This is a genomic window from Methylobacterium crusticola, from assembly GCF_003574465.1.
Taxonomy (GTDB): domain Bacteria; phylum Pseudomonadota; class Alphaproteobacteria; order Rhizobiales; family Beijerinckiaceae; genus Methylobacterium; species Methylobacterium crusticola.
This window is the reverse complement of the sequence record NZ_QOWC01000005.1, coordinates 45,945-59,544: the sequence shown is the minus strand read 5'-3', so window position 1 is coordinate 59,544 and position 13,600 is coordinate 45,945. Positions and strand designations below refer to the sequence as shown.

Annotated in this window: 13 protein-coding genes; 6 read left to right on the top strand and 7 right to left on the bottom strand. The window is 74.4% G+C overall.

Going from position 1 to position 13,600, the window contains the following annotated elements; translation table 11 throughout:
• Positions 1–269: 269 nt before the first annotated feature.
• Entirely contained in the window at positions 270–617 is a 348-nt protein-coding gene (locus DT057_RS08300; RefSeq protein ID WP_128561615.1) for a DUF6481 family protein, read from the top strand.
• A gap of 437 nt (positions 618–1,054) precedes the next feature.
• Here DT057_RS08300 and DT057_RS08295 read toward each other — a convergent pair whose 3' ends face one another.
• Both DT057_RS08295 and DT057_RS08290 read right to left on the bottom strand, forming a co-directional pair.
• Positions 1,055–1,558: a Ros/MucR family transcriptional regulator gene (locus DT057_RS08295; RefSeq protein WP_128561614.1), complete on the bottom strand. Its 504-nt coding sequence runs from the start codon at positions 1,556–1,558 to the stop codon at positions 1,055–1,057.
• Positions 1,559–2,161: 603 nt separating this feature from the next.
• The gene (locus DT057_RS08290) at positions 2,162–2,758 is read right to left on the bottom strand and encodes a DUF2147 domain-containing protein (RefSeq protein WP_128561613.1); all 597 of its coding nucleotides are present in this window, start codon (positions 2,756–2,758) and stop codon (positions 2,162–2,164) included.
• A 267-nt stretch (positions 2,759–3,025) separates the two neighbouring features.
• Here DT057_RS08290 and DT057_RS35440 point away from each other — a divergent pair, with 267 nt between their 5' ends.
• The 4 genes from DT057_RS35440 to DT057_RS08275 all read left to right on the top strand — a co-directional run bounded on the left by DT057_RS35440 (position 3,026) and on the right by DT057_RS08275 (position 5,917).
• Positions 3,026–3,175 (top strand): hypothetical protein, encoded by a 150-nt coding sequence (locus DT057_RS35440; RefSeq protein WP_162501353.1) that lies wholly within the window; start codon positions 3,026–3,028, stop codon positions 3,173–3,175.
• 239 nt (positions 3,176–3,414) lie between these two features.
• Positions 3,415–5,244, top strand: coding sequence for a cation:proton antiporter domain-containing protein (locus DT057_RS08285; protein WP_128561612.1), 1,830 nt, complete (start codon positions 3,415–3,417; stop codon positions 5,242–5,244).
• A gap of 93 nt (positions 5,245–5,337) precedes the next feature.
• The gene (locus DT057_RS08280) at positions 5,338–5,598 is read left to right on the top strand and encodes a hypothetical protein (RefSeq protein WP_238312646.1); all 261 of its coding nucleotides are present in this window, start codon (positions 5,338–5,340) and stop codon (positions 5,596–5,598) included.
• A 112-nt stretch (positions 5,599–5,710) separates the two neighbouring features.
• Positions 5,711–5,917, top strand: coding sequence for a hypothetical protein (locus tag DT057_RS08275; RefSeq protein ID WP_128561611.1), 207 nt, complete (start codon positions 5,711–5,713; stop codon positions 5,915–5,917).
• A 135-nt stretch (positions 5,918–6,052) separates the two neighbouring features.
• Here DT057_RS08275 and DT057_RS08270 read toward each other — a convergent pair whose 3' ends face one another.
• The 5 genes from DT057_RS08270 to DT057_RS08250 all read right to left on the bottom strand — a co-directional run bounded on the left by DT057_RS08270 (position 6,053) and on the right by DT057_RS08250 (position 12,388).
• Positions 6,053–8,947, bottom strand: coding sequence for a sensor domain-containing protein (locus DT057_RS08270; RefSeq protein ID WP_128561610.1), 2,895 nt, complete (start codon positions 8,945–8,947; stop codon positions 6,053–6,055).
• Positions 8,948–9,249: 302 nt separating this feature from the next.
• Positions 9,250–9,480: a hypothetical protein gene (locus DT057_RS08265; RefSeq protein WP_128561609.1), complete on the bottom strand. Its 231-nt coding sequence runs from the start codon at positions 9,478–9,480 to the stop codon at positions 9,250–9,252.
• Positions 9,481–9,690: 210 nt separating this feature from the next.
• Positions 9,691–10,476, bottom strand: coding sequence for a MetQ/NlpA family ABC transporter substrate-binding protein (locus DT057_RS08260; protein ID WP_128561608.1), 786 nt, complete (start codon positions 10,474–10,476; stop codon positions 9,691–9,693).
• Between the two features lie 51 nt (positions 10,477–10,527).
• The gene (locus DT057_RS08255) at positions 10,528–11,193 is read right to left on the bottom strand and encodes a methionine ABC transporter permease (RefSeq protein ID WP_128561607.1); all 666 of its coding nucleotides are present in this window, start codon (positions 11,191–11,193) and stop codon (positions 10,528–10,530) included.
• Positions 11,183–12,388: a methionine ABC transporter ATP-binding protein gene (locus DT057_RS08250; RefSeq protein WP_128561606.1), complete on the bottom strand. Its 1,206-nt coding sequence runs from the start codon at positions 12,386–12,388 to the stop codon at positions 11,183–11,185. The genes DT057_RS08255 and DT057_RS08250 overlap by 11 nt, the downstream gene beginning before the upstream one ends.
• A 326-nt stretch (positions 12,389–12,714) precedes the next feature.
• On the opposite strand from DT057_RS08250, the gene DT057_RS08245 reads away from it, so the two are divergent.
• Positions 12,715–13,554, top strand: a complete 840-nt coding sequence (locus DT057_RS08245; protein ID WP_128561605.1) for an aldo/keto reductase — start codon at positions 12,715–12,717, stop codon at positions 13,552–13,554.
• Positions 13,555–13,600: the final 46 nt, after the last annotated feature.

Sequence of the window (13,600 nt, the reverse complement as noted above, 5' to 3'; positions counted from 1 at the left end):
CGCCGTCCGGTGGCGCTCCGGCCCGCCCGGGCGCAGGTCTGCCCGGGCCCGCGAAAACTGTGCGCCGTCGGGGGCCGGCCCGCGTCTTTGGCTTTGAAACTCGGCGCCGGCGGCGCTAGAGCACAACCGGCAGCACGTGTTCCCGCTTCGGATGCGGCTGCCCGGCACGGCGGGCAGATCTCGACGGGGCTGCTCCCCCGCCGCCGACCCGATCCTCCTAGCGCCCCACCGGGCGCCGTCGCCCACACAGGACAGACGAGACGAGCACGATGGCCGGTTTCAAGGACCAGCACTTCAACGAGCGGCGGGGCGCCTCCGTGGACGCGAAGAAGGCGATGCTGGAGCGCTTCCGCACCCGGCCGGCACCCGACGACCCTACCGTCCAGGCCCGGCTGGCGGAGCGCCAGAAGGTCGCCGAAGCCCGCGCGGCGCGCACCGCCGAGCGCGACGCCGCGCGCCAGGCCGAGACGGTCCGCCGCGAGGCCGAGGCGGCCGAGGCCCGGGCCCGCGCCGAGCGCGAGCAGGCCGAGGTGGCCGAGCGCGAGGCCAGCATGGAGGCCGAGCGCAAGGCCGCCCGCGACGCGCGCTACGCCGCCCGCAAGGCCCGGCGCAAGTAGCGCCGCCGGGCCGCGGCTCCGGCGCCGTCGCGCGACGCCGCGGCGGTGCCCCGGCGCACCGCCCGATGCCGCGGATTGTCCCTGATGATGCAACGATTCTGGCAACAGCTCAGTTTATAGCCCAGCTGTCTTCTCCAGAGCGCGCCGGCGGCGGATCGACCGCACCGCGGCAGCACATCGTAGGGTATGCGTGATGACCGTGGTGCTTCTTCTCGCCGGCATCAATCTCTTGATCGCCTCGGTCTTCTCGCTCGCGGCGATCGCCAGCGACTGACGCGCTCCGGCCGGCACGGCGCTGCGCGCCGGCGCGGCCGCCCGTCGACGATCCGTCCCGCCGCGTGACGAAGCCACGCCGGTTGCCGGCGCGCCGGACGATGCCCTCGGACCGCCCGAGCGACGTGAGCCGGCCCGGGCGGGTCCGCACCCCAGGCCTGCGATCACTCCCCCTTGCGCGGGCGGCCGCGGCGGGCGGGCGCCTTCGCGGGCGGCTCGGCCGCCACGGCATCCTGGGCCGCGAGTTTGGCGGCGGCGCGGTCGCGCCGGATCTGGCCGAGGCCGAGGCTCTTGGCGAGTTCGCTGCGTTGCGCCGCGTAGTTCGCCGCCACCATCGGGTAGTCGTGCGGCAGGCCCCACTTCTGGCGGTACTGCTCGGGGGTCAGCCCCCGGGTGGTGAGGTGGCGCTTGAGCGACTTGTAGGGCTTGCCGTCCTCGAGGCTGATGATGTGGTCCGGCGTGACCGTCTTGCGGATCGGGACCGGCGGCGTGAGCTTGTCCGGCTCCGGCGCCGGCGGCGAGGCGACCCGTTCCAGCGACGCGTGGACGGAGGCGATGAGGCCCGCGAGCTCGCCCACCGGCAGGGAGTTCTTCGACACGTAGGCCGACACGATGTCGGCTGAAAGATCGATGAGATTTGCTGGCGGCACCGGCTCGTCGCTGCTCATTTTATTTCCCTATAGCAAAACACATTTGCACATGTGGCTAAATTCGCTAACAGTCAATGAATTTTTTTATTCCGGAGTAAAACGCGCCGCGAGACGACAGCTTTCGGCAGGAAACGGCGCTCCCGGTCCTTGGGCGAGCAGTCGTCGCGCGTCGCCGAACGGTTGTAGAAATATTTGTCGCTCAATCATCGATGTGAGCTGCCCGGCACACACGGAGTCGGCCGGCGCGGATCAAGGGCCTCACTTGGGTGCCGCCGGCGGGACCTGGACGTTCTCGTGGCGCAGGGCGCACGGTTGTATCGGGGCCGCTAGGGTATCGGCGTCGCGCGCAGGGGAACGCCGGGGCGGCCGCGGCGCGCACCGTCCCCTGAGATTGCAATCAAAAGGTGTATAAATCCACGTCTCGCCAAGGCCGCTCCGGCCTGCCGCAAGCTTTCGGTGCAAGACCCCGTTCGAGCAACCAGGACGTGCATCATGCGGCCTGCGGTCGCAGCGACTCGGCCTGGACGGCGCGGCAGCGACCCCTCGGGGCACCGGACGGGGTCGCCGGGGATCCGGCGGCCCCGGCCCCGCGGGCTCGGGGCGCACGCGGGGCCGGCGGCGTCAGGGCTTGGGCGCCTCGTCCTTCCGGGCGGCGGGCGCGGCGGCGGTGGGCGAGGCGGGCGGCTTCGCGGCGGCGGCGGGCTTGGGCGCCCACTCGGCGTCGGGTCGCGGGCCGTTCGCGGCGGCGGTCGGCCCGGTGAGCTGGCCCGGCGCGACCTCGCCGGCGCGGGTCCAGGTCTGCGAGCCGCACAGGAACCCGAGCAGGCAGCCGCGGACGTTCAGCTCGCTCGGATCGTCGACCCAGATCGAGACGTCGTAGAGCTTGCCGTCCTCGGAATTGTAGATCTGGCCCTCGTGGCGATTGTCGGCGTTGGGCTTGAGACCCATGATCAGCTGGTGGCCGAGCGAGGGCCGGCCGCGCTTCTTCGCATCGGTATTCTTGAAGTCGACGCGCGGCTGGCCCTTGTCGTCGAGCGGCGTCTTCAGCCAGACGACGTAGCCGCAGACGCGATCATTGCGCGTCAGGCATTTCTCGATCCTGATGCGAGCGCGCCCGTCCTCGGTCAACCAAGTCCCGCTCGGATCTTTCGGCGCGGCGAGCGCCGCGCCCGGCGCAAGGCCGAGAGCGACGAGCGCCCCGGTCAGGACTTTCTTCATGCAGGACATCCTCCGCTGACGGTGCGGTGCGCACACATTACGATCGTTTGCTGATGCCGCATCGCGCGGCAGGATGCCAGAGGCGGCGGCAATGCGTCGGAATCGTGAGCGCCCGCGCCGGACATGCTGTCTCACGGCGGGATGTCACATGGCCGCCCCCACCCCTGTCGAGCTAGAGCGGCCGGGCCGGCGGACAATCGTCCGCGCGGCGCCCGAGAGACGAATCGGCCGCGGTGCAGCGGCACCCGCCCATCGCAAGGCCGCCGCATGATCCCGATCGAGATCCTCGTGATGACGTCCGCCGCCATCGGGGCGATCATGATCGTCCTGGCGGCCCGTCCGGGCGGCCCGCGGCCGCGGCTGCCGGGGATCGCCGCCGGCGCGGGCCGCCGCCCCTCGTCGCAATCCGGCCGCTAGGGCGACCGGCCCGGTCGCGGCAGCTCCCGGGGCCCCGGCCCGGCCGGTCCCGCGCGGCTCGGGGCGAGCCCTCACGACCGCTCCTCCCCGGCGAGGGCCGCTCTCGCATCGACGAAAGCGGCCCTCGTGCGTTGCAGCACGGAGGGACCGGCCGCCGCGGTGCTAGGATGGCGGGGCCGGCGCGCGCGTGCGCCCCCGGCGCCCCCCGCCCTGCCCCGCCCCGAGGAGATCCCCGACCCGTGCCGCACGCCTCCGAGCTGATCGCCATCATCGCCCTCGGGCTCGTCTTCGCGTTCATCGGCGGAATGCTGGCGCAGCGCCTGAAGCTGCCGCCCCTCGTCGGGTACCTCGTCGCCGGCATCGCGGTCGGTCCCTACACGCCGGGCTTCGTCGGCAACGCCGACCTCGCCGGCCAGCTCGCCGAGATTGGCGTGATCCTGCTGATGTTCGGGGTCGGGCTCCACTTCTCGATCGGGGACCTGATGGCCGTGCGGGCGATCGCGCTCCCGGGCGCCGTCGTGCAGATCGGCGCCGCGACCCTGATGGGCCTCGGCCTCAGCCTCGCCTGGGGCTGGGGCCTCGGCGCCGGGCTGGTCTTCGGCCTCGCCCTCTCGGTCGCCTCCACGGTGGTGCTGCTGCGGGCCCTCGAGGAGCGCGGGCTCCTCGATTCGGACAAGGGTCGCATCGCGGTCGGCTGGCTCATCGTGGAGGACCTCGCGATGGTGCTGACGCTCGTGCTGCTGCCGGCCCTCGCCGGGCCGCTCGGCGGCGAGGGCGCGGCGCAAGGCGCGGGCCACGGCGCGGCCGGCGACAACCTCTGGCTGACCCTCGGCCTGACCCTCGCCAAGGTGGCGGCGTTCGCGGGCCTGATGCTGGCCGGCGGGCGGCGGGTCGTGCCCTGGCTCCTCGACCAGGCCGCCCGCACCGGCTCGCGGGAGCTGTTCACCCTCGCGGTGCTCGCCCTGGCGCTCGGCATCGCCTTCGGGTCGGCGGAGCTCTTCGGCGTCTCCTTCGCGCTCGGCGCCTTCTTCGCCGGCATGGTCCTGGCCGAATCCGACCTGAGCCACCAGGCCGCCGCCGATTCGCTCCCGCTCCAGGACGCCTTCGCGGTCCTGTTCTTCGTCTCCGTCGGGATGCTGTTCGATCCCGGCATCCTGCTGCGGGCGCCGCTCTCGGTGCTGGCGGTGCTCGGCATCATCCTGGTCGGCAAGTCGATCGCCGCCGTCGCCATCGTGCTGGCCTTCCGCCACCCCCTCGGCACCGCCCTCACGATCGCGGCGAGCCTCGCCCAGATCGGCGAGTTCTCGTTCATCCTGGCCGGCCTCGGCATCGGGCTGAAGCTCCTGCCGCCGGAGGGGCGCGACCTGATCCTGGCCGGCTCGCTCCTGTCCATCACGCTGAACCCGCTGTTCTTCGCCGGCATCGACCGGCTCGCCCGGGCGCTCGCCGCCCGGCCCGGCCTCGCGGCCCGGTTCGAGCGCAGCGGCGCGGCCGGCCTGCCGGTCGGCCCCGACGCGGCGGGGCGGCGGGGCCACGCGGTGGTGGTCGGGTACGGCCGCGTGGGCAGCAGCATCGGGCGGGCCCTCGAGGCCTGGGACCTGCCCTTCGTGGTCGTCGAGCGGGACCGGCGCCGGGTCGAGGAATTGCGGGCCGCGGGCATCGCGGCGGTGTTCGGCGACGCCGGCGCCTCCGGCATCCTGGCCGCCGCCGACGTCGCGAGCGCGCGCCTCCTCGTGGTGGCGAGCCCGGACGCGCACCAGGCCCGCCGCCTCATCGCCATCGCCCGGGAGGCCAACCCGGGCATCGACACGCTGGTGCGCACGCACAGCGACGCCGAGCGGCGCCACCTCGAGGAGGAGCGGGTCGGCCTCGTGCTGATGGCCGAGCGGGAGCTGGGCTTCGGCATGGCGCTCTACGCCCTGCGCAGCCTCGGCCTGAGCGAGGGCGAGGCGCGCCTGTTCGTCGACACGAGCCGCGCCGAGAGCCGCGCGGCGCCGGTCGCCGAGACCGAGCCCGAGCAGGGCGCCCCGGAGCTGCGCCCGCACCGGGAGGCCTCGGCCGAGCCCTGACGGGCGGCCGGATTACCGGATCGCAATGTTCCGGAAAGGCTCCACCAAGCTCCGCCGCGTCATCGTGGTGACGTCGCGGAGGATGTTGTCGGGATGCCCCTGTCGTCGATGGACCGTCCGGCCGAACTCGTGATCTGGCGGGCCGCGCGCACGCCGAGCGCGGCCCGGATCTACCCCACCCTGCGGGATGCCCTGTCGGCCGCCTCCGGCCTCGCCGGCGACGCGGAGGCCCTGCCCTGGATCGTCACCGAGGACGGCGACATCCTCAGCCCGCACTGGATCGACGACCATTTCCGGCGCGCGGGGCCGGCGCCCCGGGGCGGCCTGTGCGGCTGGCTCGCCCGCTGGATCTGAGGGCGGGATCCCGGCCGGCCGGGGCGCGGCCGGGCCGCTCAGGCGCCGCCCTCGCCCCGACGATGCCGATGACGTCTCTCCTCCCGCGGCGGTCCGTGGTATGAAGCACCTCATGCCGAGCCCTCGCTCCTCCGCCGCCGCACGCCCCGCCACGATCGCGGCGGCGACCCATGGCTACGGGGCGGGCTGGATGCGGCTGCCCCGCCCGGCCAACGACAACCGCCGCCCGGCGCGCCGCTCGCGGGCGCTCCTCCTCGGGTCGTGGCTCGCGGGCCTCGCCGCCCTCTCGGCGCTGCTCTGGAGGACGGGCGGGTTCTAGGGCGGCTCACGGGCGCCGGGGGCGTCCGGAGGGGACCGGCCGGCACCGATCGCGGGCGGCGCGTCGGACGCGAGGCACCCCCGCACGGCATCCTTCGCCTCCGAGGACCCGCGCGGGTCGGCCCCGGCGCGGGGCCTACGCCGCCCGCAGCGTTCGCGCGCCCTGCGCGAAGGCGGCCGCCTCCGCGGCCGGCACCGGCGGGCTCAGGAAGTAGCCCTGCGCCTCGGTGCAGCCCTCGCGCTCCATCAGCGCGAGCTGCTCGCGCGTCTCGACGCCCTCGGCGCAGATCGCGATGCCGAGCTGTAGGCCGAGACCGACGACCGAGCGCACGATCGCGGCGGTGCTCGGGTTGGCGAAGTCCTCCACGAAGGAGCGGTCGATCTTGATCTTGTCGAACGGGAACTTGCGCAGGTAGCTCAGCGACGAGTAGCCGATGCCGAAATCGTCGAGGGCGATCCGCACGCCGAGGTCGCGCAGGGCCCGCAGGGTGGCGAGGACGGCGGCGCTGTCCTCGACGAGGAGCGTCTCGGTGATCTCGAGCTCGAGGCGGCGGGCCGGCAGCCCCGTCTCCGCGAGGGCGCTGGTGACGCTCCGCAGCAGCCCGTCCTGGCGGAACTGCACCGCCGAGACGTTGACCGCGACGATGAGGTCGGGGTCGGGCCACGCCGCCGCGTCCCGGCAGGCGTCGAGGAGGATGCGCGCGCCGATCGCGGCGATCAGGCCCGTCTCCTCGGCGAGGGGGATGAACACGCCCGGCGGCACGAGGCCGCGCTCGGGGTGGCGCCAGCGCACGAGCGCCTCGAAGCCGCGGATGGCCCCGGTGGCGATCCGCACCACGGGCTGGTAGTGCGCCTCGAGCCCCCCGCCGCCCAGCGCGGCGCGCAGGTCGAGCTCCAGGCGGCGGCGTTCCTCGACGGCCGCATCCATGGCGGCCTCGAAGAAGCGGCTGGTGTTGCGGCCGTCCGCCTTGGCGCGATAGAGCGCGAGGTCGGCCCGCTTGAACAGGGCGTCGCCGTCGAGGCCGTCCTCCGGCACCCGGGCGACGCCGATGCTGAGGCCCACACTCATCATGTGGCCCAGCGCCCGGATCGGCTGCCCGACGAGCTCGATCAGGCGCTCGCACAGGGCCCGGGTGTCGCCCGGCCGCCCCGCGCCCACCTCGATGATGGCGAACTCGTCGCCGCCGAGGCGCGCCACGACGTCCTCGGCCCTGAGCGCCGCCCGCAGGCGCGCCGCCACCACGGCGAGCAGCGCGTCGCCCGCCGGGTGCCCGAGGGTGTCGTTGACGAGCTTGAAGCGGTCGAGGTCGAGGCAGAGCACGGCGGCCGAGCCCCCGCTGCGCCGCACCTCCGTGAGCACTTGCTCCAGGCGCTCGCGGAACAGCGTGCGGTTCGGCAGGTCGGTGAGGGGGTCGTGGCGGGCGAGGTGCGCGATCCGCTGCTCGGCCGCCTTGCGGCCGCTGACGTCGAGGTTGAGCCCGACCACGCGCACGACCTCGGCCTGCGCGTCGTCGAACACCAGCCGGCCGAAGCCGTTGAGCCAGCGGTAGCCGCCCTCCGCCTCCGGGCAGGCGACGCGGTACTCCACCGCGTAGGTGGTGCGGGTCGCGACGGAGCGGCGGAACTCGGCCTGCATGTGCGCGGCATCGTCCGGATGGATGTGCGCCGACATCTCGGCGGACGTCGTCTCGACGACGTCGCCGCCATGGGCCTCGGGCAGGACGCCGAGCAGCCGCGCGCTCTCGCGCGAGTGCCGGATCACGCCCGCCCGCCGGTCCCAGTCCCAGATCGCGGCCCCGATCGCCTCCTGGGCGAGCCGCAGCAGGTCGGTGGTCTCGGTGAGCTGGTTGCGGGCGACCACGATGTCGTCGATGTCGAGCGCGGTCGCGATGTACTCGCTCGTCTCGGCGCCCTGGCCCATCGGGATGATCATCAGGCGGTGCCAGCGATGGAACCCGTCGTGCCGGCGCAGGCGCGCCTCCACGGGCACCCAGGCGACGCCGCGGTGCAGCGCCTCCCAGCCCGCCTCCACGCGGACCCTGTCGTCCGGGTGGATGGCGACCATGCGCCCCGCCTGCTCCGGGCTGGAGGGCCCGAAATACGCGCGGAACTGCCGGTTGACGTAGGTGGCGGCGCCGTCGCCGCCGCGGATGACCCAGACGATCTGCGGCAGCCCGTCCGCCAGGGCGCGGTAGCGCGTCTCGCCCTCGCGCATGGCGTCCTCGGCAAGGCGGCGGTCCGAGACGTCGCGCACCAGGGCGACGAAGCCGGTCGTCTCCCCGTCGCGCCCCCGCGTGCGGTTGACGATCGCCTCGGCCCAGATGAACGCGCCGTCCCTGCGCCGGTAGCGCTGGCAGGTGACGAGGCGGTCGCGGTCGCCCTGCACGAAGGCCTCGGCCGTGCGCGCCGCGGCCTCGACGTCGTCGGGGTGGACCAGCTCGTAGGGCGGGCGCCCGACGAGCTCCTCGGGCTCGTAGCCGAGGAGCGCCCGGCACGCCGGCGAGACGAAGCGGCGCGTGCCGTCGGGGGCGGCCCAGACGATCATGTCGGTCGCGTGCTGGGCGAGCAGGTGGTAGCGGGTCTCGTGCGCGGAGGTCTCGCGCTCCATCCGGTCGAGGCGGATCCGCGATGCCGCGAGCCCGGCGAGATCGCGGACCTGCCGGATCTCCGCCTCGCTCAGGTCGCGCGGGCCCGCGTCCGCCAGGCAGAGGGCGCCCAGGCGCGTGCCCGACGAGTCGCGGATCGGAGCGCCGACGACGAGCCCGGCCGAGGGGCAGGCCGTCGTCACCACGGCGTCGGCCGCGGTCGCCGCGCCGTGGAAGGCGTCGCCCGCCAGCCCGGCCCGGTCCGCGGGCCCGGCGAAGGCCGCGATCCTGTGCCGGCCGTCCTCAGCGAGCACCACGTAGGCCACCGCCGTGCCGAGCCCGGCCGCGGCCGTCCGGCAGAGCGCGCCGAGGTCGGCGCCGAGCGCCTCCGCGCCGCCCGGGTCCCGCGGGCCGGCATCCCGATCCGGCCTGAATCGCTCGGTCATGCCGCTCCCGCTCCGATTGCGCCGCCCCGCGGCGCCCGCACAACTCGCACGAGCGTCAGCGGTAACGCAGTCGGGTTAACGGTTCGGAAGCGCTGAGGCCGCGGCGGGGCTCCGGGGCCGGCACGAGTGCGCGCCCGCGCGGCGGGACCACCGCCGGACGGGTGCGCTGGACGAGCGGAGGCCCCCGCGGGACCGGAGGCCGATCCGGCGCGGGCGGGAACGACGCGTGTGGGCCTGATGCGGGAGCCGGGCGCAGGAGCCGGGACCGCGTCGATGGACGCGGCCGCGGCCCTCGCGACGCCTCAGCGGGCGCGGTGGTGGCGGGCGCGGCGGTGATGCACGCTGCGCTGCTTGCGCGGGGCCATCCTGGCGGCGGGGGCGGCGCCCGGGGCGCCCATCTCGCGCTGCTGGCCGGCCAGGGGGCCGCCGGCCTGCGAGCCCGAGTTGTTGTAGGGCGAACCGCCCTGGGCGAAGGCCGGGACCGAGGCCGCCGCGAGCACGGCGGCGAGGATGAGCGGGTTCAGGATCTTCATCGGACAACTCATGGATATGCGAGCCGCACAGCGGGCTGCACCGAGGAGACGTGCAGCGCGGCCATTGGTTCATTTCGCCATGTGCATAAACGCACACGAGCCCCGGCCGCTCGGCACGGACTCGCGTGCGTTCTGGACCGCCGGGCGGCCTTCCGGGGCCGCCGGGCGGCCGTCAGGGTCCGGGGCTTCCTCCGCGGCGACGCCCGCGGCTCACCAGCTCGGCAGCACCGCGCCGCCGAAGGTCTTGTCCACGAAGGCCCTCACCTCCGGCGAGCGGTAGGATTCGACCAGGGCCGCGACCCAGGGCTTGTCCTTGTCCACGCTGCGCACCGCGAGCACGTTGACGTAGGGGCCCTTCGGCTCCTCCTTGAGGATCGCGTCCGTGGGCTTGAGGCCCGCCGGGGTGGCGTAGTTGGTGTTGATCGCCGCCGCGTCGACGTCGTCGAGGGAGCGCGGGGTCTGGGCGGCGTCGACCTCGATGAAGCGCAGGCGCCGGGGATTCTCCACGATGTCGGCCACCGTCGGCTTGAAGCCGGTGCCGGCCTTGAGCTTGATCACGCCCTTGTCCTGGAGCAGCAGCAGCGACCGGCCGCCGTTGGTCGGGTCGTTCTGGATCGCGATGGTGCCGCCCGCCGGGACCGCCTCGAAGCTCTTGTGGCGCTTCGAGTAGATCCCGAGCGGGAAGTTCACCGTCAGGGCGACGCTGTCGATCCGGTAGCCGCGGTCGGCCTTCTGGTTGTCGAGGTAGGGCTGGTTCTGGAAGGAATTGGCCTCGATCTCGCCGGCCGCGAGCGCCTCGTTCGGCACCACGTAGTCCGAGAACTCGAGCACCTGCAGGTCGAGGCCGCGCTTCGCCGCGATCGGCTTGACAGCCTCGAGGATCTGGGCATGGGGCCCGGGCGTCGCGGCGACGCGGACGCGCTGGGCGTCGGCCCGGGCCGGCAGGCTCCCGGCCGCGAGCGCCGCGGCGAGCAGGAGGGTGAGGGTACGCACCATGACGGACGTCTCCGAGGATCGGGGGAGAGAGGTGAAGGGGTGAGCCGGCGGTCAGCCGTGCCGCAGGCGCTTGTTCAGGCGGCGGGCGAGGCGGTCGCCGAGGGTCTGGACCGCCTGCACGAGGACGATCAGCACCGCCACCACGGCGACCATCATCTCGGGCATGAAGCGCTGGTAGCCGTAGCGGATGCCGAGGTCGCCGAGACCCCCGCCGCCCACGGCCCCGACCATGGCCGAGAAGCCGATCAGCGACACGACCGCGAGGGTCAGGCCGAGGACGATGCCGGGCAGCGCCTCGGGGATCAGCACCTTGGCGACGATCTGGAACGGGCTCGCCCCGAAGGCCCGGGCCGCCTCGACGAGGCCGGCATCGACCTCCCGCACCGCGCCCTCGACGAGGCGCGCGATGAAGGGCGTCGCCGCGACGGTCAGCGGCACGGTGGCGGCCGCGGTGCCGATCGAGGTGCCGGCGATCAGGCGGGTGAACGGGATGATCGCCACCACCAGGATGATGAAGGGCGTCGAGCGGGTGGCGTTGACCACGATCCCGAGGGCCCGGTTGAGCCAGGGGGCGGCCAGCAGCTCGCCCCGCCCGCTCGTCGCCAGGAACACCCCGAGGGGCAGGCCGAACAGGGTGCCGAGGCCGGCCGCGATCGCCACCATCCGGAGCGTGTCGCCGGTGGCGAGCGCGAGGAGGCGCAGGAGTTCAGGCGACATGGGGGGCTCCGCTCGGCGTCGGGAGCGCCGCGTGTGCGGGGGCTTGCGCGCGCGCGTGGGCATCGCCGGGCGCGGCGTCGAGCGTGCCGAGCACCTCGACGTCGAGCCCGCGCTTCCTCAGGAACGCCTCCGTGCGCGCCACCGTGCCGGCCGTGGCGGGCACGCCCACCACCAGGGTGCCGAAGGGCCGCCCGGCGATCTCGTCCACGGTGCCCGACAGGATGCCGGCCTCGATGCCGGCGTCGCGGGCGAGGTGCGCCACGACCGGGTCGGTGGCGTGCGGCCCCCGGAAGGTGATGCGCAGGACGGCCTGGTCGCCGGGCCGGCCCGTGTCGTCCCCGGCCCCGGGCCGCAGCCGCCCCGCCAGGACCGGCGGCAGGGCCCGGCCGGTCTCGCGATCGAGGAAGGTGCGGGTGATCGGGGCCTGTGGCCGGGTGAACACGTCGAAGACGTCGCCGCTATCGGCGATCCGCCCGCCGTCGAGGACCGCCACCTCGTGGGCGATCGCGCGGATCACCGACATCTCGTGGGTGATGAGCAGGATGGTCAGGCCGAGCTCCCGGTTGATGCGGCCGAGGAGGTCGAGGATCTGGTGCGTCGTCTCGGGGTCGAGGGCCGAGGTGGCCTCGTCGGAGAGCAGCACCTTCGGGTTCGTGGCGAGGGCTCGGGCGATGCCGACGCGCTGCTTCTGCCCCCCCGACAGCTCGGCCGGGTAGCGGTTCGCCTGGGCGCCGAGGCCGACGAGGTCGAGGAGCTCGGCGACCCGGGCCCGGATCGCGGCGCGATCGTAGCCCGCGACCTCCATGGGCAGCGCGACGTTGCCGGCGGCGGTGCGGGCCGAGAGCAGGTTGAAGTGCTGGAAGATCATGCCGATGCCGCGCCGCTCCCGCCTGAGGGCGGATTCCGACAGGGCGGAGATCTCGGCGTCGCCCACGATCACCCGGCCGCGGCTCGGGCGCTCCAGCCCGTTGACGAGGCGGATCAGGGTCGACTTGCCGGCGCCCGAGCGGCCGATCACGCCGAGGACGCGGCCGCGCCGCAGGCTGAGGTCGATCCCGTCGAGCGCGGTGACCTGCGCGGCGCCGCGCCGCGCCGCGTAGGTCTTCGCCACGCCCTCCAGGCGCACCAGCGCATCCCCGCCGCCGAGCGCTCCGCTCAGATCCGCGGGCACCGGCACCCTGACGGGCGCCGTCATGGCGCGCCGGGTCCGGCGGGTGGGATCGCGTGTGGGCGCATCGGGGCCTTCCGTCCTTCGCAGCGGTGCGGACTGCACAGAAACCCCAGATACGGACTTTCTGTCAACCAAAATGTTCTTTTTGAAGAACGATGCTCCGCAGAAGGAATCACCCGGCGACGCCCGGCCCGGAAGGCGGATATTTTCGCGCAGGACGCCGGCTTTTGTCGCCGCCGGGCCTCCGGGCGGGGTGGAACAACGCCCCGGTTGGCGTGCATTCTGCGCCCCGTGACCTCGCCGCCCGCGCGCCCCTTCGAGGAGGGCGCGGAGCTTCGCAGGAGCAGGCCATGCGACGGCAACCCTTCGGACAGACCGGCCCCGCGGTGCCGGTGATCGGACAGGGAACCTGGTACCTCGACGCCGGCGAGCCGACCGTGGCGGCGGCCGCCCTGCGCAAGGGCCTCGACGTCGGCATGAGCCACGTCGACACCGCCGAGATGTACGGGGAGGCCGAGCCCCTGGTGGCCGAGGCGCTGGCGGACCGGCGCGACGAGATCTTCCTCGTCTCCAAGGTGCTGCCGGGCAACGCCTCGCGCCGCGGCACCGTGGAGGCCTGCGAGCGCTCGCTGCGCCGCCTCCGCACCGACCGGCTCGACTGCTACCTGCTGCACTGGCGCGGGCGGCACCCGCTGCCCGAGACCATCGCGGCCTTCGAGGACCTGGTGCGGGCCGGCAAGATCCTGTCCTGGGGCGTCAGCAACTTCGACGCCGGCGACCTCGACGAGGCCCTGGCGCTGGCGGGGCCGGGCCGCATCGCCTGCAACCAGGTGCTCTACCACCTCGAGGAGCGGGCGATCGAGCACGCCGTGCTGCCCTGGTGCCGGGCGCACGGCGTCGCGGTCGTGGCCTACAGCCCCTTCGGGCACGACCGCTTCCCGGGGCCGGCGACGCCGAGCGGCCGGGTGCTGGCGGAGGTCGCGGCGGCGCACGGCGCCACGCCCCGGCAGGTCGCCCTCGCGGCCCTCACCCGGGGCGCGGGCGTGTTCGCGATCCCGAAGGCGTCGAGCCCGGCCCACGCGGCCGAGAACGCCGGCGGCGGCAGCCTGACCCTCGGCGCGGCGGACCTCGCCCGGATCGACGCGGCCTTCCCGCTCGGGCCCGAGCCGCGCCACCTGCCGATGCTGTAGCGGCCCGGCCCCGCCCGCGACCCGGGCGGCCGCGGCCGGCTCGGGG